Here is a 24,483-nt window from a genome sequence, read left to right as displayed (position 1 = left end):
TGCTTTTTGGTAATTTCATACAGTTCTTTTGAACCTTTCCATTTTTTAAATGAACGATCATATTCCCCGCCGATTAATCCGAATAACAATACTCCCATTGCCTTTTTTGTTTATTAATAGGTTCCCTTGCTTTTTGGGAGAGGGTATAGGTATAATAAGAAAAATGAAACAAGCAAGAGCTGTAGGTATAGAGTGGAAGCCTAGTTGAACTCGTTTTAATGAAGCGGAAATGTTGGGAGTTTATTGTTTGCCGGATTATTTATAATAGCTGTGGAGGAAAGTATGAAAAGAAAAGAACGCATATATGGAGAAATTAAAAATTTATCAAAGTTAATTGATAAAGATTCACTCTATAATGATGCAGAAATTGGATATTCTGCCGAAACAGTTAGTGCTAATCTGAGCATAGCAAGGAATACGGTAAGTCAGGAATTAAACTTGCTTCATAAAGAAGGTAAATTAGTCAAAATTAAAAGCAGACCGGTTCTTTTTGTTGATAAGAATCAACTTGAGACTTTGCTGGATATCTCTATAGATAAAGAACATTGGGAAATCAAAAGTTTTGAAGAATTAAAACAATACTATTATTGGGAAAAGCATTCTCCGCCGGAGCAGGATGGTATTTTTCAAGATCCATTTCAAATGTTGATTGGTCATGATAACAGTCTTAAAGATGCTATAAACAAGGCGAAATCAGCCGTGTTATATCCTCCCAGCGGGTTACATGTACTGCTAAGTGGTGAATCGGGAGTGGGTAAGACCTTTTTTGCCGAGTTGATGCATAAGTTTTATGAACTACACCGGAAGCAAGAAGGTCCCATTCCATTTGTCTATTTTAATTGCTCTGAATATTACAATAATGTTGAATTGCTTACGGGGCAGCTGTTTGGATACATTAAAGGGGCTTTTACCGGAGCTGCTCAGGATAAAGTGGGTATGATAAAAAAAGCGGACGGAGGCTTTCTCTTTCTGGATGAAATCCATAGGCTCCCCGCGGAAGGACAAGAAAAACTTTTTTCTCTATTGGACAAGGGGACTTTTCGTAAGTTGGGTTCGGGTATAGAGGAACAAGCCACTGTAAGATTAATTGGTGCAACTACGTGTGATATTAATTCGACATTACTAAAAACATTTCTTAGAAGGATCCAGGTGGCTATCAGCATCCCTTCGTTAAAAGATAGAACTTTGCAGGAAAGATTGGAGATAATAATATTCTTTTTACAGCAGGAAAGTGCTAAAACAAAATTGGGTATAAAATTATCATATGCTTTTGCATACTATCTTATGACTCATAATTTTGAGGGCAATATAGGTGCATTAAAAAGTGAAATTCAGTATAAGTGTGCGCAAGCATTTTTGAATGTTATGACAAAAGGATATAAGAATATTATTTTGGACGACACATTTGTGACAGAAAATATTCACATGAATGAGGTAAAGATAAAAACAATATTGGAATCAATATTCAACAAGAACGATACTATTATTATTACGCCGGAAAGTGAAGGATTTTTATTACAGGAATATAATAGCAAGGATAATGAAGCGGATGAGATGAATTTTTACTCCTTGCTAATAAAGGAATATGATGCTCTTAAGAATCGATTTTCTTATGCAGAAAGCCGGGCTCTATTGGAAAATAAAATTTCGACTTTGTTTCAGTATACTTTTTATAATAAGTCGATGAGTTGCAGTGTGAATCATTGTAGCCGCCGGAATCTAGAAGTGCCAATGACAGGAAAAATTGATAAACTTATAAAAAAACTGGAAGAAATAACAGGTAAAATCTTAGATGAAAGTACAAGAAATAATTTCTATCTTCATATATATACATTTGTAACCTATATGAAAAAAGGAATTAATCCGCCCATATATAATGCTCCTTTTATCATAGAGCATTATAAAAAAGAGTATGAAAAAGCGCAGCAAATATGTGATTATATGTCTAAATTTTTAAATATTCCATGCCCCAAAAGTGAACTTATTTTTATGACTTTATTTTTGAATGCTTTGTATGACAGTAATTTGGGTGAGGCAAAAGATCTTAGTTGCGGTATAGTAATTATCGCTCATGGTAAAATGACAGCTACAAGTATGGCTGATTTTGCCAATGCATTATTCAAGACAGATATGGTAGAAGCAATTGATATGCCCATTGAGCAATCAATTAGTGATACATTAGAGGAATTATTACAATTAGTCCGGCAAAAAAGCTACAAAGAGCTAATTATTTTAGTTGATATGGGGTCGTTGACTACCTTCGGAGAAATTGTAAAACGTCAATTCGGAATTGAAACTTTGGTGGTTAAAAATATCACAACAGAAATTCTGTTAGAGATTACGAAAACTTTACTCTATAATCCTAAACCTCTTAAAGACATGCTGCTTTACTTTGAACAGTTATCAAAGCAGTATACTTTGTTGGTGCAAACGGTGAAGTTAACCGAAAAAAAATCCAAGGTGTTAATTACTTCCTGCGTTACGGGAATAGGAACGGCCCAAAAAATTAAGACATTGGTTGAAAATACGTTTAAGGATTTGCTGCCGCAGGACTTTCGGATTGAAGCGAAGGAATACCATCTGATTAATACGCAAGAAAAATTGTTGGGTCAAGTTAAAGAAGATGAGGAAATTATTGGCGTAATAGGAACTTTTAATATTAATTTACTGGACATCCCGTTTATTTCGTTAGAGGAACTATTCTCTAAGGATGGGATTGATTTGCTTGTTGATATAATTGGTATTCGAAATCAACTGGATAATGCTGATAATCGACTGGAGGATATTACAAGGAATTTTGTAGGTTCCATTACCTTGCAAAGTTTGATTGATTATCTCACAATTCTAAACCCCGAAAAGATACTAACCGAAATGGAGGAAGTATTGTCGATATTATGTAATAAACTAAAACTGCGGGTTTCGAAACAAGTGCGGTTACGTTTTTTAATACATTGCTGCTGCATGGTCGAACGGATTATCATAAATAAAAAACCATTAGAATATAAAGCAAAAATACAGCATCAAAATTATAATGAAATACTATCTGTCATAAAACTGTCATTTGCGACAATCGAAAATAATTATGGAATCGAGCTATCTAAAGGGGAATTAAACTGTATATATGAGATTTTACAGCAATAACACCTTCGGGTGTTTTTTTTATGACACAAGTTGGCATGATATTTGCGATTATTGTTAGTTGACAGAAGGGAGGTGTTTTATGGGAAGCCCAAAAGCAGAAATTTTGTTACTTACCCATGGCGGATGGGGTGAGAAACTAATTGACAGTCTAAAGATGATATGGGGAAGTACGGCTAGAGTATCGGAGATTCCTTTAATGCCTCATTATACTTTCGAGGAATATTTCGAAAAAGTGGCGGACAAGGTGGCGCAAATGGCGGATCACTCACTGATTATTACTGATTTGTTCGGCGGTACAACTTCTAATGTTTCCGCGAAGTTAAGCCAGAAATATAATATTCATATTTTATCCGGCTTAAATGCTCCTATGTTATTGGAAGCGATGAGCTCAATTGATAGTTTGGATGATCCACAAACGTTACGGCAAATTGTTACAGTGAGTCAACAGGGGTGTAAGGATGTGGTTGGTGAAATCCGGGCAAGTTTTGAAAAGAGCGCTATTCGTTAAAGAAGGAGGAGAAATATGGCAACGATTGCTTTATGTAGAGTGGATAGCCGATTAATTCACGGGCAAGTTTTAACAAAATGGTTAGGGCAGTCAGATGCAAATCGCATTATTGTCGCAAGTGACATGCTCATACAGGATCCTTTTATGAAAAATATTTATATGATGGCGGCGCCGCCTGGGGTAGAGATTGATTGTTATGGTATAGAGGAAGCTTGCGAGCATTGGAAAAATAGCCAGTTTGGCAAAGGAAATGTGCTGATTCTTTTTGGCGATTTAAAATCACTTTTAGCAGCTTGGAACAAGGGTTTTGAAATAAAGAAAGTTCAAATAGGCGGACTGGGAGGAGGACCTAAACGGAAAGTGGTATTTCAGAATATCACTTTAGATGCTGCCGATGTGGAAATATTAAAAGAACTGGCAGCGAAAGGAGTGGAAATATACTTTCAGACAATACCGGAGGATACGCCGCAGACTTTAGGCCAAATTCTCAAGAAATATTAAGAAGAAAGAAGGGGTAAAAATGGATTCATTGACAGTTGCCATTTGTATGGGACTCTATTATTGGTTTGCCAGATTGCGTTTTGGGTATACCTTCTCCGGTATGCTGTTGCAGCCTGTATGTGTTGCAATCGTAGTAGGCTTGTTATTAGGCGATATGAGCAAAGCCATGATTATAGGAGCGGGCATACAGCTGGTTTATCTGGGTGTTACTTCGACCCCTGGCGGCAATGTGCCGTCCGATCCTGCGCTAGCCTCTTGTATCGCTATCCCCATTGCGGTAAAAACAGGAATGGAGCCAAGTTTAGCCATTGCCCTGGCGGTGCCTTTTGGCGTAATCGGCGTATTTGTTGATCAACTCAGACGTACCATAAATGCCGCCTGGGTACATATGGCCGATCGATATGCAGAAAACGGTAACACGGGCGGAATTTATCGCTGCGCTTTTCTTTATCCGGCCTTAGCCGGTTTTGTCATTCGGTTTCCTATCGTATTTGCGACGACGTATTATGGCGACTCGGTTGTAAATAGTTTTTTAGCGCTGATGCCCAAATGGCTTACTCATTCCTTCGAAATCATGGGCGGATTTTTACCGGCATTGGGCTTTGCCATTACGATTCTGGTAATTGGTAAAAAGCATTTAATCCCTTTCTTCATTCTAGGTTTCTTCGCGGTAAAATTCCTTAATATCAGTGTAATGGCGGCAGCGGTTTTTGGCACTTGTATCGCTTTATTGTATAGAGATAATTCCTCAAAAGATGGAGGTGCAAAAGCATAATGGTGATTGATAACGCTTCAAAGATTACGAAAAGTGATATTACAAAAGTATGGCTAACCTATTATATGGGCGCTGAATTGTCAAATTCCTATGAACGGCTGCAAAGTTTAATATTTTGCGCCAGTATGATTCCCGTACTTAAAAAATTATATACGACAAAGGACGCGCTTAGTGAAGCTTTAACCCGCCATTTGAATTTCTTTAACACCGAAGGGGTTGCCGGTACCATTATTCATGGTATAACAATTGCCATGGAGGAAGAAAAGGCCAAGGAAGACAATCTGCCTGAAGTGGCTATTACAGGAATAAAAACCGGTCTTATGGGACCGATTGCGGGTATCGGTGATGCGATTATCTGGGGCGCAGTCATGCCCTTGCTTATTGCATTGTTTCTGCCTCTGGCTATGAATGGAAACCCTATGGGGGGGATTTTGCCACTCGTCGCCTATACGGGAATTACTTTAGTAGTAAGCTATATCCTGTGCCATAGAGGATATTCATTAGGTAAAGAATCCATTATAGGATTTTTGCAGGACGGCAGAATCAAGGAGCTAATCAATGGAGCCAGTGTTTTAGGGTTATTTATGATGGGAGCCTTGTCGGCAAGCTATGTAAAAATAGTAACGCCGTTTAAATTAGGTATCCTAGAGGGGCAGCCACTGCCTTTGCAAGAAATATTAGATTCTGTTGTTCCAGGATTATTGCCAATTGTAGCTGTTTTTGGCATCTACATATACCTGAAGAAAAAGGGACCCCGCTACAATATCATTTTAACAACGATTATTGCGATTAGTGTGATTTGTTCCGTGACGGGGCTTTTATAGCGAATGGGGTGCTGAAATTATAGTAACATCCTGGTTTTATAATCTGGAGTTCATCAGCTATCTTAACTAAATAAGTGCAGCCAGTGGATTTCGCGGCCGCAAAAGGCTTAGCGTTATCTGCTGGCTATACTTGTTCGGTGTCGGCCAGATTTGCGGATGTTGTGGAGGGAATGGAATGAGTATTTATCAGAAATTTGGTGTCCGGAAAGTGATTAATGGCAGTGGAAAAATGACTATCCTGGGCGCCAGTGCGGTTCAGCCTGAAATCGCCGAGGCCTTGGGGGCGGCGGCTATGGATTATGTAGTCATGGAAGAATTGATGGTAGCCGCGGGTCAAAAAATTGCCATTGCCACCGGGACTGAGGATGGCTGCCCTACTGCCGGGGCAGCTCCCGGGATAGCAATTGCGGTGGCAGCTGTTATAGCGGGTACAGATTTGAGCAAAATCGAAAGATTGCCCAATAGTGACGGATTAAAAAACGAAATTATTTTGCAAAAAGGACACGTCGTAAATTTTGGCGCCCCGGTTGCACAAATGATTACTTTAGGCGGCGGCAGGGTTATCGAAGCCGGCCAGGCGAATCATGTGGAAGCGTGCCATATTAAAGAGGCGATTACTGAAAAAACAGCTGCCCTATTTTATGTTAAATCCCATCATGCAGTGCAAAAGGGCATGCAATCCATTGAAACAATGGCGGCCATTGCCAAGAAATATAACTTGCCTTTTATTATCGATGCCGCTGCTGAAGGCGATTTGAAAAAATATGCGGCGGCCGGTGCGGATATTGTTATCTACAGTGGAGGTAAGGCTCTGGGAGGCCCCACTTCCGGCTTTATCTGCGGCCGGGCTAATTTTATGAAGGCCTGCCGTAAGCAGTATAAGGGGATTGGCCGGGCAATGAAAGTGGGGAAGGAAGGGATAATCGGCCTTTTGACTGCGCTGAAACTATATGAATGCCAAGTGGATGATTCTAAATTGCAGATTGAGCGTATGACCTGGCTAATCAATCAGTTTGACAAGACTTCCGGAATCAAGGGAGAAATTGTTCAGGATGAGGCTGGCCGGGCAATTTACCGTGCCAATTTGACCATAAATCCTGAAATAACCAGCAAAGATGCCTACCAAATTATTAAAGAACTGGAAGAGGGAAATCCGGCTATCTATACCCGTAACTACTATGCTAATTTAGGAATTATCAGCATAGACCCGCGTCCGCTCCTAAAACGGCAGGAGGAAGTAATTGCCATGCGCATTAAAGAAATCATAAAGGAGAAATAAGATGTCTAATCCTATCTGTTTAAATGTGTTAGCCAAAGATTTGGAAAATGCGAAACAAATTACGGAAGCCACTAAAGGGAATGTATATATTGGGATTATGGTAAAAAATTTTGCCGACGTTGAGGCGGCAGTGACGCAAGTAAATAGTTACCAAGAGGCCGGGATTCCGGTATCCGTAGGCTTAGGCGCCGGTGACCCGAAAGAGTGGCGTAGAGTGATTGACGTTGCGGTAAAAACAAAGCCGGTACACGTTAACCAGATATTTCCCGCGGCAGGATATACACTGGGGGCTTTGGAACGCGCAGGCAGCAGCCGTACACTAGTTAATGCGCTGGTTGCACCTGCCGGTAGTCCGGGGAAAGTAAGTATTTTGACCGGGCCTCTTAGCAAAGAGTATAAAGATGTAATTTCTTGTGAGGCTGCGGCGGCTTTGATGCAGGAAATCGGTGTAAAATCAGTTAAGTTCTATCCGATTGAAGGGTGCAAACGTCTTGATGAGGTGGCAGCTATGGTTAAGGCGGCTGTGAAGTATGGCATTACCATTTTTGAGCCAACTGGTGGTATAGACGCTAAATCCGTGTTTCCTGTTGTGAAGACTTGCTTGGAAAATGGTGTACAATTTGTAATTCCTCATATTTACACTGCTTTTGTTGACAAAGAGACAAGGGTTACCAATGCTGAGGCTGTCGCTGCATTGACCAATGCATTGCTACTGTAAATATATGAGACGGTAACACTATATTGGATAAGGCTGATAAAAATACCCTATAGAATGGACGATGCGAGAGTCCATTTTATAGGGTATTTTTTACTTCGGTGTCAAGGATACGGCGGACAAAAGGTCCTCTTGACAGTTCCCCCACTTTTGCCGGAAACAATTTGGAGATATGCCATAGCTTCGTTTGAAGAGACGGATAAAATGCTCCGGATTCAGATAACCGATTTCTTCGCTGATCCGGCTGATAGAAACATTTGTGTTCTTTAACAGCGACTCTGCATGCTCTAGGCGCAGCTTTTGCAGAATCTGCGTGTAGGTATAACCCGTAACTTTTTTAATATATGCCGAGGTATACGGTGCCGTAAAGTGAAATTCCCTTGCCATATCTTCCAGCGTGATATCCTTATAATGCTGTTTCATATAATAAATGAACGCAAGTCCCCGGATATTCTCCTTATTTACCGCCGCCGGCAAAATGATGTTATGTTCATATCCCCGGAGAATTTTCGCAAAATAAATCATCAACATATTGTTCAGGATACGTTCGGAATATCTCTTATTCTCCAACTGTTCAATGTACATCTCTAAAAGATTTCGCTTTATCTCTAAATCATAACCTGTGTGGAAAACAATGTATTCGCAAATATGTTTTGTATAAAGACTAGTGAGGAAAAATGAAGAAAGAATATTGTCGTTGCGCAGAAAACTGAAAAAAACTTCTTTAAAGGTGCTGCGCCGGATGAGGATATTTATGATGAGGCTGTCGTCATCGAAACAAGCGATCGTATGTTTTACTCCCGGGGACAGCAGACAAACATCGCCCGTTTCCATGAAGACCTGTTGTCCTTGGATGGATTGCCTGCATGTTCCCTTCAGTACATAAATAACCTCAAAAAAGATATGACTGTGCAGAAATTCCGGTGTGTAGCGGTCATGTTTTTTTAAAAAAATGCATTGGGGACTATCTATGCAGAAAAAAGATTCATCCCCGAATTGTTCCGGCTGGAAGGAGTATGCAATTTCCGGGACAATGAGGTTGTTTTGCCGGATGAATTCGGGATTTAGACTCTGGATGTAAGTGGCGTATTCCTTCTCATGCCTCTTCGCCAGATAGTATTGGCGATAAAAAATCTCATCCGGATTCAAAGCCTGAAGATATTCTTCGATGCTTTCCAGTTTCATTTGTACCACCTCGGTGTTTCCACTTGCGATTTAGAATAGATATTAAAATAAATCAATTAAACTAATTAATTTTATTCCTATTTCTTATTTCTGAATTTACTTATAATTATAACAAATAAAAGGTCTAAGCTTAGCACCTCAATCAGCAAATTTTTTCTATCATTTGCTGGTTGATACTACATTTACTCAAACCGAAAAGCTTCTGTATTCTGCAGGCAGAAAGCTTATTAAATGGACTACTTAAAATAATAGATTAAAGGAAGGATGGCAACATATGAAACTGAATAATACTATGTCACCTTGGAAAAAAACAATTATTGCCGGGTTAATAAGTTATATCGACGCCGGTTCTATTGTTGCTGGTGCAGCAGGGCTCAGTATGTGGCAGGCATATTTGGGAATGGATAGCCTACAGATGGGCATTTTGGCGGCTCTGTCTTCAAATACAGGCGGCGCTGCGTTGGGAGCGCTCATTGGTGGCGAAATCTGCGATAAATATGGGAGAAAGTTCGTATACAATTATGCCTTACTGGTCTATATGCTAGGTGTTGCTCTTATCGTTTTCGCTACGAATTATCCGATGTTTCTGTTCGGTTATTTGATTATTGGCCTTGCGGTAGGTGCTGACATTGTTGCATCATGGACCTTTATTGCGGAAGAAGCACCGTCGGAGAACAGGGCAAAGCACTGTGGTTCTGCACAGTTTGCCTGGATGCTTGGACCGGCGCTCGTTCTTTCAGCTTCTATTCCGCTGAATGCGGCCTTCGGCTTGCTGGGCAACCGCATTATTTTTGCACATCTCATTGTCGTTGCCGCTTTTGTCTGGTATCAGCGTTTAAAGATGCCGGAATCCAGTGAATGGAAAAATGCCAAGGAAAAAGAGAATCAACTTATTGCTGAAGGCAAGCTGAAGAAAATTACTTATACAACAATTCTAAAGGGCACCAGTTTGAAAACTGTTTTATTCCTCTGCGGTATTTACGCAATCTGGAACATTCCGGCAAGTACTTCCGGTTTCTTCATGCCATACATTTATGAGCATGTCGGCAATCTCAGCAACACAATGGCGTTGACATTGCAGTCTATTAACTTTGTTTTCTGCGTGTTGACGGCTATATTATTTATGCAGTATGCCGATAAAATGAACCGAAGAACGCTTTATCGAGTTTTTGGCTCGGTCTGCATGATTTCCTGGATCATATGGACCTTGCCGGCTGATATGCTGCAGCCATGGATGCTCTGGGCATTTACTCTTGTTTCCTCTTTCTCCATGCAACAGCAATTCTATCAGCTTTGGAGTTCCGAGCTTTTTCCGGTACGCTATCGTGCAACGGCACAGGGTTTTACGTTCTTCGTTGCCCGTGCTATTGCAGCTGTCTGGGGATTTATTGTACCGCTCATCATGAATTTCCTCGGTTTCCGGACTGCTGCAGTTATGCTGGTAATCTTTGGATTTATAAGCTGGATTATTGGTGCAATTTGGGCTCCGGATGACAGAGGGAAGACATTGGAACAGATTACGAAGGAACGCTATGGTGACGCGCTCGATGATATGGAAATAAATCCAACAGACCATAATGATATAACAATAAACGGATAAGTAGCTGTTAAACTACGTTTAATAATTTCTTAAAGGGGATTTCGCAAATGTTTAAGGTTATACAGGTAAAAATGAATTATATGGATGAAGCTGCCGGCGTGGTAAAAATGCCTGTGCTTTCGTGGCAGCTTTCCAGTGATAAAAGGAATATCAGCCAGAAGGCGTATAAGCTGCAACTTGCCGAAGATGAGACATTTTTTTCTGTTTTATACGACAGCGGTGTTGTAGATTCCGGCGAATCGTTACAGGCTGATATTGAAAATTTTGTACTGCAGACGGCTGCCCGGTATTTCGTTCGTGTTAAAGTGCAGGATAATGAAAATTCATGGAGTGAGTGGTCGCTTCCGGTATCCTTTGTGAGCGGTCTCGTAGACAATAATTGGCGGGGAATTTTCATCTCTGCCGAAACAGAGGCGGATGCTGATCAATCAAAGGGAACGTATCTAAGAAAGGACATTTATATCGGTAAAAAAGTCAAGGAAGCCTATGCCTATACGACGGCTCTGGGGCTATATCATTTCTTTATCAACGGCCAAAAAGTCGGCGCAGATCAGATGACGCCGGGATGGACGTCTTATCAGGAGCGTCTCTTATATCAGACGTATGATGTGACTAGGCTGTTGCAGGAAGGTGCAAACACATTAGGCACCCATTTGGGGGCCGGCTGGTATAAGGGGCTGATGGGCTTTAACCACATAAGAAATATTTACGGCAAGGTCACGGCATTCTTGGCGCAGGTTCATGTAAAATATGAAGACGGTACGGAAGACATCTTCGTTACGGATGAAAGCTGGCAGGGCTCGGATAGTCCGGTCATTTTCTCAGAAATCTATGACGGTGAGATATATGACGCAACGCTTGAGCAGGACGGCTGGAGTTGTGCCGGTTTCGATTGCAGCTTATGGCATGGCGTGAATATCGTTGAGTACGAGAAAGTACTCCTGCAGCCGCAGTATGCTTCAAGACCTGGTGTCAATGACAGAATACCGGCAAAACGCATCTTTACGACGCCGAAGGGCGAGACAGTAGTCGATTTTGGCCAAAATATGACAGGATGGATCGAGTTTTCGGTTGACGGCAAAAGAGGCGATAAGGTTCAGTTGAAATGTTTTGAAGTCCTAGATTCAAACGGCAATGCATATTTCGCCAATCTGCGCGCCGCCAAGGAGACGGTTATCTATATCTGCAAAGGCGATGGTAAGGAAGTCTTCCATCCGAGCTTTACGTTCCAGGGCTTTCAGTTCGCCCAGATCGTTGAATATCCGGGCGCGCCGCAACTGGAGAATTTTATTGCTTATACAGTTCACTCTGTGATGGAATCCACAGGTTCTTTCGAATGCTCCAATCAGGATATCACTCAGCTGCAGCATAATATTCTGTGGGGACTCAAGGGTAATTTTCTTGATGTTCCTACGGATTGTCCGCAGCGCGATGAGCGCCTTGGCTGGACGGGTGATGCACAGATTTTCTGCCGTACGGCCTGCTTTCTGAAGAATACGTACGCCTTTTATGAAAAATGGCTTAAGGATGTTGCCGCCGACCAAACTGAAGAGGGCGGCGTGCCGCATGTCGTACCTGATCTTTTGACAGGGGATTTTAAGGGGGATTGGCTGCTGCGCCAGGGAACGCATTCAGCCGCAGCCTGGGCTGACGCTGCAGTGGTTGTGCCATGGACTGTATACCTGACCTACGGTGACAAAAACATTATCCGTCAGCAGTATGTTTCCATGAAAAAATGGGTCGATTTCATGCATAGCCATGCTGAAAACGGTATCTGGAAATTCAAGCTGCAATTCGGCGACTGGGTTGCGCTCGATGCTGAAGAGGGAAGCTATTTCGGCGCGACGCCGAATGAACTTGTCTGCTCCGCTTATTATGCTTATTCTACATTGCTTTTTGCGAAAATGGCCAAGGCCATTGGCAAGGATGGAGATTATGAAGTCTATCTTGCACGCTATAATGGGATAAAGAGAGACTATCAGCAGAACTTCTTTGACAACGAAGGCAACTTAAAAGCGCAGACACAGACAGCGCATGTGGTTTCACTGTATTTCGATTTAGTCAGAGAGAAATACAAAGCAAAAATTGCAGCGAATCTTGTAAAGCTCATCCAAAAGGAAAACGGACACCTCGTAACGGGCTTTGTCGGTACGCCTTATATTTGTCATGCCTTAAGTCAGAACGGCTATGTAAAAGAAGCGTATGACCTTTTACTGAAAGACGATTTTCCTTCTTGGCTCTATCAGGTTAAACGCGGCGCTACGACAATCTGGGAGCATTGGGACGGATTGAAGCCGGACGGCACGATGTGGAGCGCGGACATGAATTCTTTTAACCATTATGCTTACGGCGCAATCGGCGAATGGCTCTATCGCGCTGCTGCCGGAATTGAAATCGACGAAAACGCACCGGGGTATAAACATATCCTCCTCAAGCCGTTATTTGGTGGTGGGTTGTCTTATGTCAAAGCCGCTTATCAGAGCGTTTACGGCGAAGTAGGTATACATTGGCAGCTCAATGGTAAAAAAGGTTCTATCAAAATAAATGTTCCGGTAAATACGACTGCAACGTTGTACCTTGCTGATGTTGATAACATTACGGATTCCGAGGGTCTTGCGTTTGAAAAATATGATAGAAGTTATAAGGCAAGCACGGGCTCAGGCGAATATACAATAAATTTTACTTTGGCATAGCAGGAAGTATACTCTTTCCCAAGATGGGCAGTAGCTTTAAAGTTGCCATCAGGCTGTTAGCGAGGTTTTGTAGATTTGCTTTGTAATTTCAACGAAGCCTTTTATTTCATTCCGTTCATTGTTTTTATGCCATGCAATTCCATAAGAAATTAAATCTTTTACATCCAGTGGAATAATAGAAAGCTCCGGATCTTCCGGACATACAAAGTCAGGCATCACACCGCTATGCCAAGTCTTCCCTTAATCATGGTATAGCCGACTAAGGCGCTGTCACCAAAATAAACAGTGGAAGCAGGACATTTTATCTGGATATCCTTTTGGACCCGTGCCATTTCGGATGGACATTTTAAAGGATCTAATAGAATCAGAGGCTGATTCTGCAATTCAATCATTTGGATAACGGTTTTGTGAGCTAATGGATGGTCTTTAGGCAAGACGCAGACGAATCTTCCCGTAAAAAGTTCGGCATACTCAGCCTCTGATAAATCTTCAATACTTTCTTTGACAGCAAAAATTAAATCAAAATTATAATTCGTAAATAGATTTCTTTTTTCTTTATAATCAGCTATTTTTAAGTAAAGATGTACGTGGGGAAACTTTTCCTTGTAGATACTTAGTATATTGGGAAGGCGATTTACCTCTACATTTCCGTCATACCCGATTAATAAATTAGATTCAAAGGCTCGGGCGTAGTTCTTTGCCTTGACGATTGCGATGTTTGTTCTTGTTAAAATATCTTTCATATCAGTATAGAAGGAAACTCCTGCCGGAGTCAGTTCAACTTTTCTTTTGGTTCTAATAAATAATTTTAATCTAAGCTCATCTTCCAGCGTGTTAATTTGATGGGTCACAGTAGGTTGGGTGATATATAAAAGCTCTGCAGTTCTGGAAAAATTTAGAGTTTCAGCTAGATGAACGAAACACTCGATTTGTTTGACATGCATGTAGACTGACCTCCCGTACTTATAGAAATTGTTTATTAATAATAACATATTTCAATTTCATTCCCAAGCAGTAAAACGGTAAAATGTTAATAAATAAAGGGTAACGTATTAGATTATCCATTTATTTTAGTTGGGAATAAACAGGAGGGGAAAATATGCGTTATATTGTTACCGGCGCAGATGGACAATTAGGTGGAAGAGTAGCAACGAATATGCTTAACGAGGTACCCGGAGAAGAATTAATATTTACCTGCCCAGTTTTAAATCGATTGCCAAAAAAGAAGATAGAAGATTGGAAAAACCAAGGCGTTACGGTGAAAGAAGCAAACTATGATAACAAGGAGCAAATGATAGAAGCCTTCCAAGGCGGAGACCGTATTTATATTGTATCCGGTATAAAAAATGGACCGGAACGGGTTCAACAACATAAAAATGTAATTGATGCGGCTATTGCAGCCGGTGTAGGCCATATTACGTATACTTCATTCCTAGGCGCTAATCGGGAAGGATATTATCAATATGTATTACCGGATCATACCGCCACAGAAAAATATTTACATGAGACTGGCGTAAACTTTAATATTATGAGAAACAACCTTTATATGGAAAATTACTTAACTAATTCCGTTATGTTAGCCAACTTGAGTGACAACCAATGGATTACTGCCGCAGGCGAAGGAAAAGCAACATTTATTGCAAAAGATGACAGTGGGCGTGTTGCCGCTGCGTTGTTATTAGGTAAAGGCGAACACAATAAAGACTATGATGTAACAGGCGGTGAATTAATTAGTCAGCGTGAAATTTGCGCTATAATTGCTGAGACTTCAGGTATTAATTATGAATACGTGACAGCTACAAATGAAGAATTCTATAAGTATTTAGATTCAATATATATTCCTCGTGAAACAAGCGGCGATTATTCAAAATCACCGGTGCCCTGGTGCAGTAATGACATGGTAACAAACGAAGCCGGTATTAGAGACGGCCTAATGGCAATTGAAACAGATACAGTTGAAAAATTGACTGGTAGAAAACCATTACGGGTTCGTGACTTAGTAGAGAAATATAGCTTTGTATGGAAAGAAAAAATAACTAGCTATTGGGGACTGTCAAGATAAATACTCAGTAATAGCTAAATTTGCCCAATGAAATCTTCAGAAGAATTGGGAAAGCCAGGAGGCCACTAACCAGTGACAATCCTGGCTTTGGTCGACGCCCCATCTCCTTGACACCCTCTAGTGCTTTACAATTGCCCTAATAAGTAGTATAATTAAAAAGCTCAGTACATATGCTAATGCGGTTAACCATTTATCCTTCTCAATCTAGCCAGTGAGGGAAGTTTCGATGCGTAATTTCACATTCACTATTCTGGGTAGAAAAATTGAGGAGGATTCTATATGAATCAAGACAAAAATTTAACCTGCCGCGATTGTGGCGCCGAGTTCGTTTTTACTGCTTCGGAACAAGACTTTTTCGCCGAGAAAGGATTCACCAACGAACCTAGCCGCTGCCCCGATTGCAGAGCAGCTCGCAAGCAACAAAACAATGGCGGTTTTCGCCGTAATAACAACAACCAGCAGCGCGAAATGCATGCTGCAACCTGCGCCGCCTGTGGTGCACAGACCCAAGTCCCGTTTCTCCCTAGTGGTGACCGTCCCGTTTACTGCAGAGACTGCTTCAGTCAAAATAATAGACGCTACTAGAAATGTAACTCCCCTGCCTTCGGCAGGGGAGTTTTCGATTTGATGTATAAGTTTACAACTACCTTCTATGTTACTTCTCTTTATCCTTACGATTAAATATTGTATTCTTTGCCGCCTGTTGGGCAGTAGCGAACTTAGAACTCTTAGTGGCCTTTTGGATATTCTTGTAACTGGTTTTAGGTGAACCTTTTCCCATATTATCAACCTACCTCTATCAAAAGAATTTTCGTTTGAGTGACAACGTACCCCCGAACCGATATTATTATTATACCACTAGGAAGGCAGGAGTTCATCCGGCACCCAGCTTAATGTACTTATTATTGCCATTAAATCATAATCCTACCGGATATTTGTTTAAAATACACTTTAAGCCAAAATAAGCGCAGGCATTAGGCACATAAAAAAGCCGTAAGCCTTTAGCATCGCCACCTTGCCAAATCTTATATGACGCTTAGGTCGCACCCCTGCGTTGCCTTATCCACAAATTCTGGCAGGTTGTTCCATCTACACACTTCCCGGCACACTTCCACCATATGCATGAGTTACTGCCGTATCCCATTCTTTGTAAAACTCTTTGATTGATTGAAATCGCATTTCTCTTTCCGGTAAAGTTGCTTTTTTTGCAATTTCATACAGTTCCTTTGAAACTTCCCATTTTTTAAATGAACGATCATATTCTCCGCCGATTAATCCGAATAACAATACTCCCATTGCATTTACATTAGTTATTGAATCTATTGGAGCACCTAAAATATACTCTTCCGGTGACTTAAATCTTCTTGATCCCACAAAGTATCCACCCATATCATTCATGGTTGGTTTCTTCCTGAAAAAATCTATATCGCAAATCTTGGTTGTATCAGTATTAAAATCATATAGAATACTCCCGTCATAGAAATCGACAGCAACATAATTCTGTTGTTCAACAAACAATAAAAATTGAAATATTGCATCTATGGATTTTAACCGGGTTTCTACACTTAGCCTTTTGTATTTGTAGTACGGTGAAGCAGGATGAGTATACCTGTCCCATTTATCAAATGTCCAGTGTGCAAACAGGCTCTCTCCGTCAAACCAATCAAATACAGCAGCTACGCCATTATCTGTATCTATTTTTTTTACAAAATTAACCACGTTCGCATGCCTTAAGTCCTCATATATATGTACGGCTTTATTAAGACTATGAATTGCAGTTTGCGTACTCCCTTTATATTCTGTTGTTTGCGCTCCCGCATATTTTACAAAATATTTATTATCACCATTTTTTACGCCAAAGGAAACATTTCCCGAATCTTGTTGATCAAAAACACAAAAGACATCGCCAATTTCTTTAAGCCATGAGAAATCTTGTATCTGTTTTAATTGAAAGGACACATTATCAAGATAAATTACTGCCATATTATTTCCTTTCTTAGTTAATATAGCTTTACCACCGCCCACAATCGGTGGATTATAACAATTTTACCGGCACTCACTACTCATATCCCAATAAAGTTTCTCTACTACAGTTTTACTTATTCTTACTAAAAACAGGAAATTCCTGCCAACAATCATGACAATAGATTAACTTGGCCTTGGCGAAAAAAACATACGTTTTCATGGTACAATAATTGCTACATTACAGTTGATTATTTATAGTCATATAATGACAATTATAATATATTAATACGGTTTTCATGGTCTGGAGAGTATTTAACATGGTTTATGGCTATCTCCGTGTTTCTACAGGTAAAAATGTAGATAAAATGATATAAAAAGGGAGATATCAAGGTTGAGTGATTTATTAGATCAATATGGGTTTCTGGTATATTCTAAGGGTAATTTATATAGTCAAAATGAGGAATATACAATTGCTCGGATTATTTCGCAACACAGACAGTGGTATGAAATTGTTACAGAAAAGAATATAATGTTTTCCCGGGTATCAGGTAAGTTTGCTTACAAGCAGAAATTAGAAAGCGGATACCCCGTTGTTGGAGATTACGTATTGGTTTCTTTATCCCAGCATGACGATATGGCAATAATAGAAAAGTTGCTTCCTAGAAGAACACTATTCTATCGTAAGGATAATTGGTCTAAAGATGGAATACAGGTACTGGCATCAAATTTTCAAACCATTTTTATTTGCACATCTTTGGATTCGAATTTTAATCCTGCAAGAATTGAGCGGTATATGATATTGGCAAAAGAGAGTGGTGCCAATATCTCTATTGTTTTAACAAAATCGGATTTATGTGATGATATTGAGAGTGAAATATTATTATGTCAACAAAGGTTTCCAGATGTTGCGATACATGCGATATCTGTACATTCAGGCGAGGGACTTGATGAGTTGAATCTTTATTTTGAGAAAGGAAAAACAGCGCTTTTTTTAGGTTCTTCCGGGGTGGGAAAATCAAGTTTAGCGAATGCACTAATCGGTAGGGATACGATGCAAGTAGGAGAGACTCGGAAAGACGGTAAAGGCAAGCATACAACAGTACATAGACAGATTATTAAATTACCAAACGGAGGATTATTAATCGATACACCAGGTTTAAGAGAGGTAGGAATTGTATGTGCGACCGAAGGTATTTCCGATGTCTTCGGAGATATTGAGGCATTGGAGAGCCTATGCAAATATAGAGATTGTAAACATCAGAATGAGAGAGGATGCGCTGTAAGAGCTGCTATAGAAAATGGAGAATTAGATATTGAACGATATCAAAATTATGTGAAATATAAAATGGAAAATTTACTTGTAACAGATAAAGTACAATATTTATTAGCTAAATGGAAACGGTCAAAAGAAAAATCCGTAAATTTACGAAAAACGCGTAACTTTTTAAAGAAAAAATAAGCCTAAGATAAAAAAGCATTATTACTACTCTTTTTATAGTTTGGTTTTTAATAAAATGAGTCAAAGAACCGTCCCTTGACTCTTTTTACGTATTCGTTAAATAATGCGAACAACAGATTATTTTGTAACTGCAAAACAATCGGAGGGGCACATGTTAAACGAGTTAGTCTCTGAATTAAATATCCGTGGTGTTAATTTTGTCAAGGTAGTTGATATATCAATGCTTTCGGCAAACGAAAATCGGGGGTATGGCGTTGCTCTTTTAATAGGAGTAATTCTAGGCCCCAGTTATATTTATCGTCTGTCTACGGAAAATATATTAGATTATTCGGAATTCCATGAAAAGGAAGGTAACGCTGATAAGCTCGCAGAATGGGCGGCTAATTTTATCACTGCACATGGATATAAAGCCTATGCGCAGTCAGAGAAAAATCACCTTTTGCATGGGTCTTATGATGAGACTACAAAAACTACTTCACTTCCACATAAAACAATTGCCGTATTGGCAGGATTGGGCTGGATTGGAAAAAGCAATTTGTTAATTACCCAGGAATATGGGAGTGCGTTATGTATGTCTACCGTATTGACAAACGCACCATTACCTACCGAAAATAGACCAATAGTAATATCAAAATGTGGAGAATGTACTGTCTGTCAAAATATTTGCCCAGAAAAATGTATTCGTGGATTAACATGGAGTGTAGGGATGAATAGGGATTTACTGGTTGATGTATATCACTGCAGATGTTGTTTAAAATGTTTAGCTAATTGTCCATGGACACAGAAGTATATGCAAAAGTATATGAAAAAATAGTTTACATAAATGGCTAAAACATACAGTTGTAATCATAGATATTACCTTTTGGGACAATATCTATGGAAATATTAGGAATGCTCCGGTATAATTTTCGTTATATAAAAATAATGGAGGAATCAATGTGCTTTTTTATATCGGAGTAGTATTAACATTAATTATGCTTTCGCTACTTCCTAATACTTCATTTAAAGGTAATAGAAAAATCACTACTTTATTTATAATTACTTATTCCTTAATGTATTTTTATATTCTTCAATATGGCTTAACACTAACGATTCATCCTTTTTCGGCGGCAGCCATTTTAATGCTATATTTAGCATCCTCTCAAATTTATATTAATCATACCTTAGGATTAAAAAACTTTTTAAAAATAGTATTGTTTATAGCAGTACCAATCGCATTAAGCTTTATATTTTCGACCGGTAAAAACCAATTCCATTTTATCGATATATTTATTATTGCTTTGATAATTGCAATGAATCAATTTCGTTTAATCAAGGTGCCTTTGCTGTATCAAGCGAATACTATCGAGTTCTATGGGCTATCTTTAACCTTTCATCTTCTAATCCTGTATATTTTCTTGGGGTATAGGAGAATTGATATCAACATAACTTCTCTCGGTACAGTAAACGTATGGATAGTAACCTTGGGACTAACTTTTTTATGCTGTCTTTTTGCCGCTCTTATAGGATACAAATTAAAATATCTTTCTTTTAATTTAAAAGAAATCAGAGCAAGAAATCTTTTCATTTTAATAATCTTTAATTTTTTCCATGTAGCTATTGCAGAAGAAATTATTTTTCGGGGATTTGTCTTTAACTATCTGCGGCAGTTTATCGGGGGAGAGTGGATTCCTCTTATTTTGGCAACGCTTTTGTTCGGGTGCCACCACATTAGCTTTGGTGGAAAAAAGCTGTTTGTGCTTTCTTCGATAGCTGGCTTTTTTTATGGTTTGACTTATCTTCTTACAAAAAATATATTTGCAGCTGCATTTGTTCATACTATTACTAATATCATTTGGCGGTCTTTTTTTGTTATAAGAACTGACTTAAACTCTTTGGGAAAACCGGCAATTGTAAAGTTGGTCTAACATAAAGGGTGGTTTTCAGTTTGAATCGACTATTAGCGAAAGTCATTGATGAATATGCATTATATCAACTGCATAGACAAAAAAGTGTTACTTCGCAATTTAAAGCCCTTGAATCAATATCGATGCCGGAAAATCCTACACTTTTTTATTTTGAGCCTAAAACACCAAATTTGATTTTTGAAGATATGAGTAACAGCGGTAATTATCAAACAGGCAGTTTTAAATACAAAAGTGAAGTCGAGAATGCTAAGTGCAACGAATACGCGACAGGTACGTTTTTTCAAAACAAGCAAAATACTTCACTGAATGTCATTTTAGTACATGGCTGGCGTCAGGATACTGAGAGAATTAAGGCAATTTACTTAAACCCGTTTATGAATCATGGTTATGACATGTATTTTGTTACTTTACCCCATCATACAGAACGACAGGACAGTACTTTGTCTTATAACGGGGAATTCATGATTAGCGCCAATATCGAGAGAACTTTATCTTCGGTAAGACAAGCTGTTGTTGACTTGAGAGCATTAATTAGCTGGCTGAGAGCCAATAGGCCGGCTCCGGTTGTATTAGTCGGAATAAGCCTTGGAGGATTAATTGTCAATCTTGCGGCCACATCTGAAAAAAATATCGACGGAGCGATTACTGTCTTTTCTCCAAACAGTCTTTCTCATGCCATTTGGCACAACGTTCCAGGAAAGTACATCAAGAGGGACTTTGAGGAAAGCGATTATACATATGACCAGTTAAAAACACAATGGGCCATGTTGAATACCGGTAATTTTGATATTATGATGCCCAAAGAAAAAGTGCTGATCCTTTCAGCACTCCACGATAGGTATATCGATTTTAAAGATGCAAGCAGGTTATGGGAAAAGTGGGATAAACCGGAGCGGAAGCTCTATCACTGCGGCCATGCGGGGATAGTTCTATATAAAAAGAGTATAGCCGAAGATTCAGTGGAGTTTATAGAAAGAAAAGTAATGGAGGGTGCGAAAATGAGATGATTTTTGTTACGATAGCCTTATGGCTTATGACCGTAATTCTTGTTGTACAAATCGCGAAAGGTCCGTGGGCCATGCTCATGTTTGGCGTTGTTTCTACAGGTATTTTGACGGAAAAATGGGAGAAGCGAATGGCTTTGATCGTCTTAATTCCGGAACTAATAACGCTATATTTTTTTCCAACACATAATCACTATATGACGACTGCCAAAGAAATACAGGATAAGAAGGAAGCAGACGAAGCAAGAGGAAAACGCCGTCTGCGGCGTTGAGTATTCTTGACGGGGTGCATTTTAGCGGATATAGTAAATAGAAAGAGATAGCTGATGTTTGGTCGCGTCGGCTCTTCTCGGAATTGCAAATTTGTTTGAAGAAGGCCGCTGCAACCGCTAAGCGGTTTTTTTCATGCCGTTATTTAAGGACCACTCCCTACTCAGGGAGTAGAAAAACCGACACCATCAACTATCTCGGGAAGTGGTATATCATAATTTAAGCAGCTTAGAGGATAGGCTGCTTTTTCTTATGCCTATTTTCAAAATGGATATTGTTATAAAGGCTAGCAAATCGCCGGATTTGCTAGCCTTATAGCTTAAGGATTTTAGTTTTCTTTGCTTCCTCTATCATTTCTGATAAAATATTATTTTCTCTCGAATCGCAAACAAATTGAATATGAACCGTATTAATAACTTCATCAATACGATAAAGCATTACGGCATGAAATTTAGGATTAAACGTAAATAAATGATAATCAAGGTCTGCCAGTTCCGGATGTGTGTCCCATGGAATACGGTATAACTGGGCTCTGTCCTGTAGAGTTATAGCTTTATCCCAAAAGGAGTTATGAATTTTTTCGGCGATTGACGGATTTTGTTTCTCAAAAAGCCACCAATCCGTCAATCGTTCCAAGTCGGCTTCCGCGCGGGGTGTAATATTAACCGTGTACTTTTTGCGTTGTCGAATTGAAGGCATCTAATTTCTCCTGAAACTTTTTATTTGATTTCTTCATAGCAACTTCTAAAGGCTGTGATTTACCTTGACGAATTTGCGCTTCAGATATCAGAAGGCTTTCATACATTGACAGCTTTGCCAACAAATTTTTATAAGTATCGCTTCCCATAATTACCATATGCTCTTTGGAATTTTTAGCTAACTGAATAATTTGACCTTCTTCAATAGCAAGCCGCTCAATCTCGGTCATGTTTCTTGATAAATCGGAGATAGGACGAATGGAGAACATATAAATTCACCTACTTTTTTAAGTTATTATAATTAATATACCCTGATCGCAGAAATAAATCAAGAAAATATAACGAAAATTTTCGTAAAATAATTTTTGGTACCATGCCGTTCCGTAATCATCCTATTGTCCAACATCTATGGAAAACAGGATGGAAAAACACAGATGGCAGCGCCAGCGGGCTGCTTAAACGGTGTATCTGTTCAGCTGCGCTGTAGTAACCATTATGACAAATCCTGCCTCAATACATGTGATTTTGGCAGGATTTTTGTCTTTTGTGGGAAATAAAGTTGCTAATAGGTTTTGAAATAGAGAAGATACTCACGATTCTTCGACGATATAAAACCGGATTGAAAAAATATTGGAGCCGGTAATATGCTTTCTAGAATATAAGAATGTCGATTACTTCGGCTCTATGATGAAGCAATTCAAGTTGTTCGGGTTATTAAGGCATAAAAAAGGGCCATGAAGGCAATTGGGTGTATGGGTTAACAATGGAGGGTGGATTATGGAAAAATCTGTGCTGGTTGTAGGGGAAAGAATATATGAGTATTACGAATACCCCAACGAAGTAGAATTTGAAAAAGTCATTGTTGAGTCGGCAAGGCAGATCTTTGGCTCCAAGTCAATCTATATCGATATTAAAAAACGTATTGGTGATGAGATTCTTTCCATACCGGACGGGTATTTGCTGGACTTTTCCTTCGAGTCCCAGCCTAAGTTATATATATTGGAAAACGAATTGGTAAAGCACGACCCGTATAAGCACATTGGCCAACAGCTTCTGAAGTTCGCAATTTCGTATAAAGTGAGTGGAAGAAAGATCAAAGACTTTCTACTGCAGTCGATATTGAGCGATTCTCAGAAGAAAGGCTTGGTCGATTCAGTTATTGAAAAAACGAACTATCGTAATATTGATAATTTGCTTGAGGATATAATTTTCGAAAAAGAAGTCTCAGCCATCATTGTGATTGACGAACAAAGTACTGCTTTGGAGAGTGTACTTAGTCAGCTTACCATGAAAACAGATGTCATCGAATTTCAGACGTTTAAGAGCCAGGGGGATATGATTCACAAATTTGTTCCGTTCCAACAAGACATTAAGGAGATTACATTGCAAGAAGGTATTCGTAGCGATGAGCTTGATACAATTGTTGTCCCGGCCAACGAGGAGGGTTTTGCCGATGTTTTTCTTGGAGAGGACCGTTGGTATGCAATACGGATTTCCAGCGCAATGATTGATCGGATAAAGTATATCGCTGCCTATCAGACTGCTCCATTATCGGCTATAACTTACTACGCAGAGGTTGCCAATATAGCGCGATATAAGGATACTGGCAAATATCAGGTATGGTTCAAGTCCAAAGCGAAGCCAATTGGACCTATACGCCTTGGTGGGAAAAAACAAGGAGCGGCTCCACAGTCACCGAGGTATACCACATTTAGCCGACTCCTGGGAGCCCAAACGCTGGCGGATGTATTTTAATTGTAGATATTCCGGATGGAAATATTGAGATCAATTGATGAATTTGATTTTCCGATGGAACTGGCTGGAACCATAGCGTTTTGATAAAATAAAAATATTGACAAACTGTCTCGCGACACCTAACAATGTAAAATCCTGCAAG

General features: G+C 39.5%; 23 protein-coding genes. 17 read left to right on the top strand and 6 right to left on the bottom strand.

Annotated features, from left to right (window positions below):
- Window positions 1–282: 282 nt before the first annotated feature.
- The 7 genes from dagR (at window position 283) to LUCIF_RS11975 (ending at window position 7,746) form a co-directional block, all read left to right on the top strand.
- The gene (gene dagR / locus LUCIF_RS12005; protein ID WP_122628136.1) at window positions 283–3,141 is read left to right on the top strand and encodes a transcriptional regulator DagR; all 2,859 of its coding nucleotides are present in this window, start codon (window positions 283–285) and stop codon (window positions 3,139–3,141) included.
- 79 nt (window positions 3,142–3,220) lie between these two features.
- On the top strand, window positions 3,221–3,649 hold the full coding sequence (locus LUCIF_RS12000) for a PTS sugar transporter subunit IIA (RefSeq protein WP_122628135.1): 429 nt from the start codon (window positions 3,221–3,223) through the stop codon (window positions 3,647–3,649).
- A 15-nt stretch (window positions 3,650–3,664) separates the two neighbouring features.
- Entirely contained in the window at window positions 3,665–4,150 is a 486-nt protein-coding gene (locus tag LUCIF_RS11995; protein ID WP_122628134.1) for a PTS sugar transporter subunit IIB, read from the top strand.
- Between the two features lie 19 nt (window positions 4,151–4,169).
- Window positions 4,170–4,925: a PTS mannose/fructose/sorbose/N-acetylgalactosamine transporter subunit IIC gene (locus LUCIF_RS11990; protein WP_122628133.1), complete on the top strand. Its 756-nt coding sequence runs from the start codon at window positions 4,170–4,172 to the stop codon at window positions 4,923–4,925.
- Window positions 4,925–5,749 carry a PTS system mannose/fructose/sorbose family transporter subunit IID gene (locus tag LUCIF_RS11985; protein WP_122628132.1) on the top strand — a complete coding sequence of 275 codons (825 nt, stop codon included), beginning with the start codon at window positions 4,925–4,927 and terminating at the stop codon, window positions 5,747–5,749. The genes LUCIF_RS11990 and LUCIF_RS11985 overlap by 1 nt, the downstream gene beginning before the upstream one ends.
- Before the next feature lie 175 nt (window positions 5,750–5,924).
- Window positions 5,925–7,028, top strand: coding sequence for a DgaE family pyridoxal phosphate-dependent ammonia lyase (locus LUCIF_RS11980; RefSeq protein WP_122628131.1), 1,104 nt, complete (start codon window positions 5,925–5,927; stop codon window positions 7,026–7,028).
- A 1-nt stretch (window position 7,029) separates the two neighbouring features.
- The gene (locus tag LUCIF_RS11975; RefSeq protein ID WP_122628130.1) at window positions 7,030–7,746 is read left to right on the top strand and encodes a KDGP aldolase; all 717 of its coding nucleotides are present in this window, start codon (window positions 7,030–7,032) and stop codon (window positions 7,744–7,746) included.
- 90 nt (window positions 7,747–7,836) lie between these two features.
- Here LUCIF_RS11975 and LUCIF_RS11970 read toward each other — a convergent pair whose 3' ends face one another.
- Window positions 7,837–8,928 carry an AraC family transcriptional regulator gene (locus tag LUCIF_RS11970; RefSeq protein ID WP_122628129.1) on the bottom strand — a complete coding sequence of 364 codons (1,092 nt, stop codon included), beginning with the start codon at window positions 8,926–8,928 and terminating at the stop codon, window positions 7,837–7,839.
- A gap of 274 nt (window positions 8,929–9,202) precedes the next feature.
- On the opposite strand from LUCIF_RS11970, the gene LUCIF_RS11965 reads away from it, so the two are divergent.
- Both LUCIF_RS11965 and LUCIF_RS11960 read left to right on the top strand, forming a co-directional pair.
- Window positions 9,203–10,528 carry an MFS transporter gene (locus tag LUCIF_RS11965; RefSeq protein WP_122628128.1) on the top strand — a complete coding sequence of 442 codons (1,326 nt, stop codon included), beginning with the start codon at window positions 9,203–9,205 and terminating at the stop codon, window positions 10,526–10,528.
- Window positions 10,529–10,575: 47 nt separating this feature from the next.
- Window positions 10,576–13,221, top strand: a complete 2,646-nt coding sequence (locus tag LUCIF_RS11960) for a family 78 glycoside hydrolase catalytic domain (protein WP_122628127.1) — start codon at window positions 10,576–10,578, stop codon at window positions 13,219–13,221.
- Window positions 13,222–13,269: 48 nt separating this feature from the next.
- Here LUCIF_RS11960 and LUCIF_RS26515 read toward each other — a convergent pair whose 3' ends face one another.
- Entirely contained in the window at window positions 13,270–13,437 is a 168-nt protein-coding gene (locus LUCIF_RS26515; protein WP_207857552.1) for a hypothetical protein, read from the bottom strand.
- Window positions 13,437–14,165, bottom strand: coding sequence for a LysR family transcriptional regulator (locus LUCIF_RS11955; protein WP_207857550.1), 729 nt, complete (start codon window positions 14,163–14,165; stop codon window positions 13,437–13,439). Before LUCIF_RS11955 ends, LUCIF_RS26515 begins: the two co-directional genes overlap by 1 nt.
- 155 nt (window positions 14,166–14,320) lie before the next feature.
- Between LUCIF_RS11955 and LUCIF_RS11950 the strand changes: the two genes are divergently transcribed.
- Together LUCIF_RS11950 and LUCIF_RS11945 are read left to right on the top strand one after the other, a co-directional pair.
- On the top strand, window positions 14,321–15,283 hold the full coding sequence (locus LUCIF_RS11950; RefSeq protein WP_122628126.1) for an NmrA family NAD(P)-binding protein: 963 nt from the start codon (window positions 14,321–14,323) through the stop codon (window positions 15,281–15,283).
- 279 nt (window positions 15,284–15,562) lie between these two features.
- Window positions 15,563–15,868, top strand: coding sequence for a zinc-ribbon domain containing protein (locus tag LUCIF_RS11945; protein ID WP_122628125.1), 306 nt, complete (start codon window positions 15,563–15,565; stop codon window positions 15,866–15,868).
- A 504-nt stretch (window positions 15,869–16,372) separates the two neighbouring features.
- Here LUCIF_RS11945 and LUCIF_RS11940 read toward each other — a convergent pair.
- Window positions 16,373–17,308: a protein kinase family protein gene (locus LUCIF_RS11940; protein WP_207857548.1), complete on the bottom strand. Its 936-nt coding sequence runs from the start codon at window positions 17,306–17,308 to the stop codon at window positions 16,373–16,375.
- A 331-nt stretch (window positions 17,309–17,639) separates the two neighbouring features.
- On the opposite strand from LUCIF_RS11940, the gene rsgA reads away from it, so the two are divergent.
- From rsgA to LUCIF_RS11915, 5 genes are all read left to right on the top strand, one after another.
- Complete coding sequence (rsgA, locus tag LUCIF_RS11935; protein ID WP_122628123.1) at window positions 17,640–18,707, top strand: ribosome small subunit-dependent GTPase A; 1,068 nt, start codon at window positions 17,640–17,642, stop codon at window positions 18,705–18,707.
- A 151-nt stretch (window positions 18,708–18,858) separates the two neighbouring features.
- On the top strand, window positions 18,859–19,521 hold the full coding sequence (locus LUCIF_RS11930; RefSeq protein ID WP_122628122.1) for an epoxyqueuosine reductase: 663 nt from the start codon (window positions 18,859–18,861) through the stop codon (window positions 19,519–19,521).
- A gap of 124 nt (window positions 19,522–19,645) precedes the next feature.
- Entirely contained in the window at window positions 19,646–20,614 is a 969-nt protein-coding gene (locus LUCIF_RS11925; protein ID WP_122628121.1) for a CPBP family intramembrane glutamic endopeptidase, read from the top strand.
- A 20-nt stretch (window positions 20,615–20,634) separates the two neighbouring features.
- A complete protein-coding gene (locus LUCIF_RS11920; protein ID WP_122628120.1) occupies window positions 20,635–21,621 on the top strand; it encodes an alpha/beta hydrolase in 987 nt (328 codons plus the stop codon).
- Window positions 21,618–21,890: a hypothetical protein gene (locus LUCIF_RS11915; protein WP_122628119.1), complete on the top strand. Its 273-nt coding sequence runs from the start codon at window positions 21,618–21,620 to the stop codon at window positions 21,888–21,890. The genes LUCIF_RS11920 and LUCIF_RS11915 overlap by 4 nt, the downstream gene beginning before the upstream one ends.
- Window positions 21,891–22,200: 310 nt before the next feature.
- Here LUCIF_RS11915 and LUCIF_RS11910 read toward each other — a convergent pair whose 3' ends face one another.
- A complete protein-coding gene (locus LUCIF_RS11910) occupies window positions 22,201–22,587 on the bottom strand; it encodes a type II toxin-antitoxin system RelE/ParE family toxin (protein WP_122628118.1) in 387 nt (128 codons plus the stop codon).
- Window positions 22,550–22,855 carry a hypothetical protein gene (locus LUCIF_RS11905; protein ID WP_122628117.1) on the bottom strand — a complete coding sequence of 102 codons (306 nt, stop codon included), beginning with the start codon at window positions 22,853–22,855 and terminating at the stop codon, window positions 22,550–22,552. Before LUCIF_RS11905 ends, LUCIF_RS11910 begins: the two co-directional genes overlap by 38 nt.
- A gap of 508 nt (window positions 22,856–23,363) precedes the next feature.
- Here LUCIF_RS11905 and LUCIF_RS11900 point away from each other — a divergent pair.
- Window positions 23,364–24,341, top strand: a complete 978-nt coding sequence (locus LUCIF_RS11900) for a DUF8743 domain-containing protein (RefSeq protein WP_122628116.1) — start codon at window positions 23,364–23,366, stop codon at window positions 24,339–24,341.
- Window positions 24,342–24,483 lie beyond the last annotated feature (142 nt).

Origin of the sequence: Allolucifera butyrica (assembly GCF_900476375.1) — a bacterium.
In the GTDB taxonomy this organism is placed as follows: domain Bacteria; phylum Bacillota; class Negativicutes; order Sporomusales; family UPPP01; genus Lucifera; species Lucifera butyrica.
This window is presented reverse-complemented; position numbering and strand designations above follow the sequence as displayed.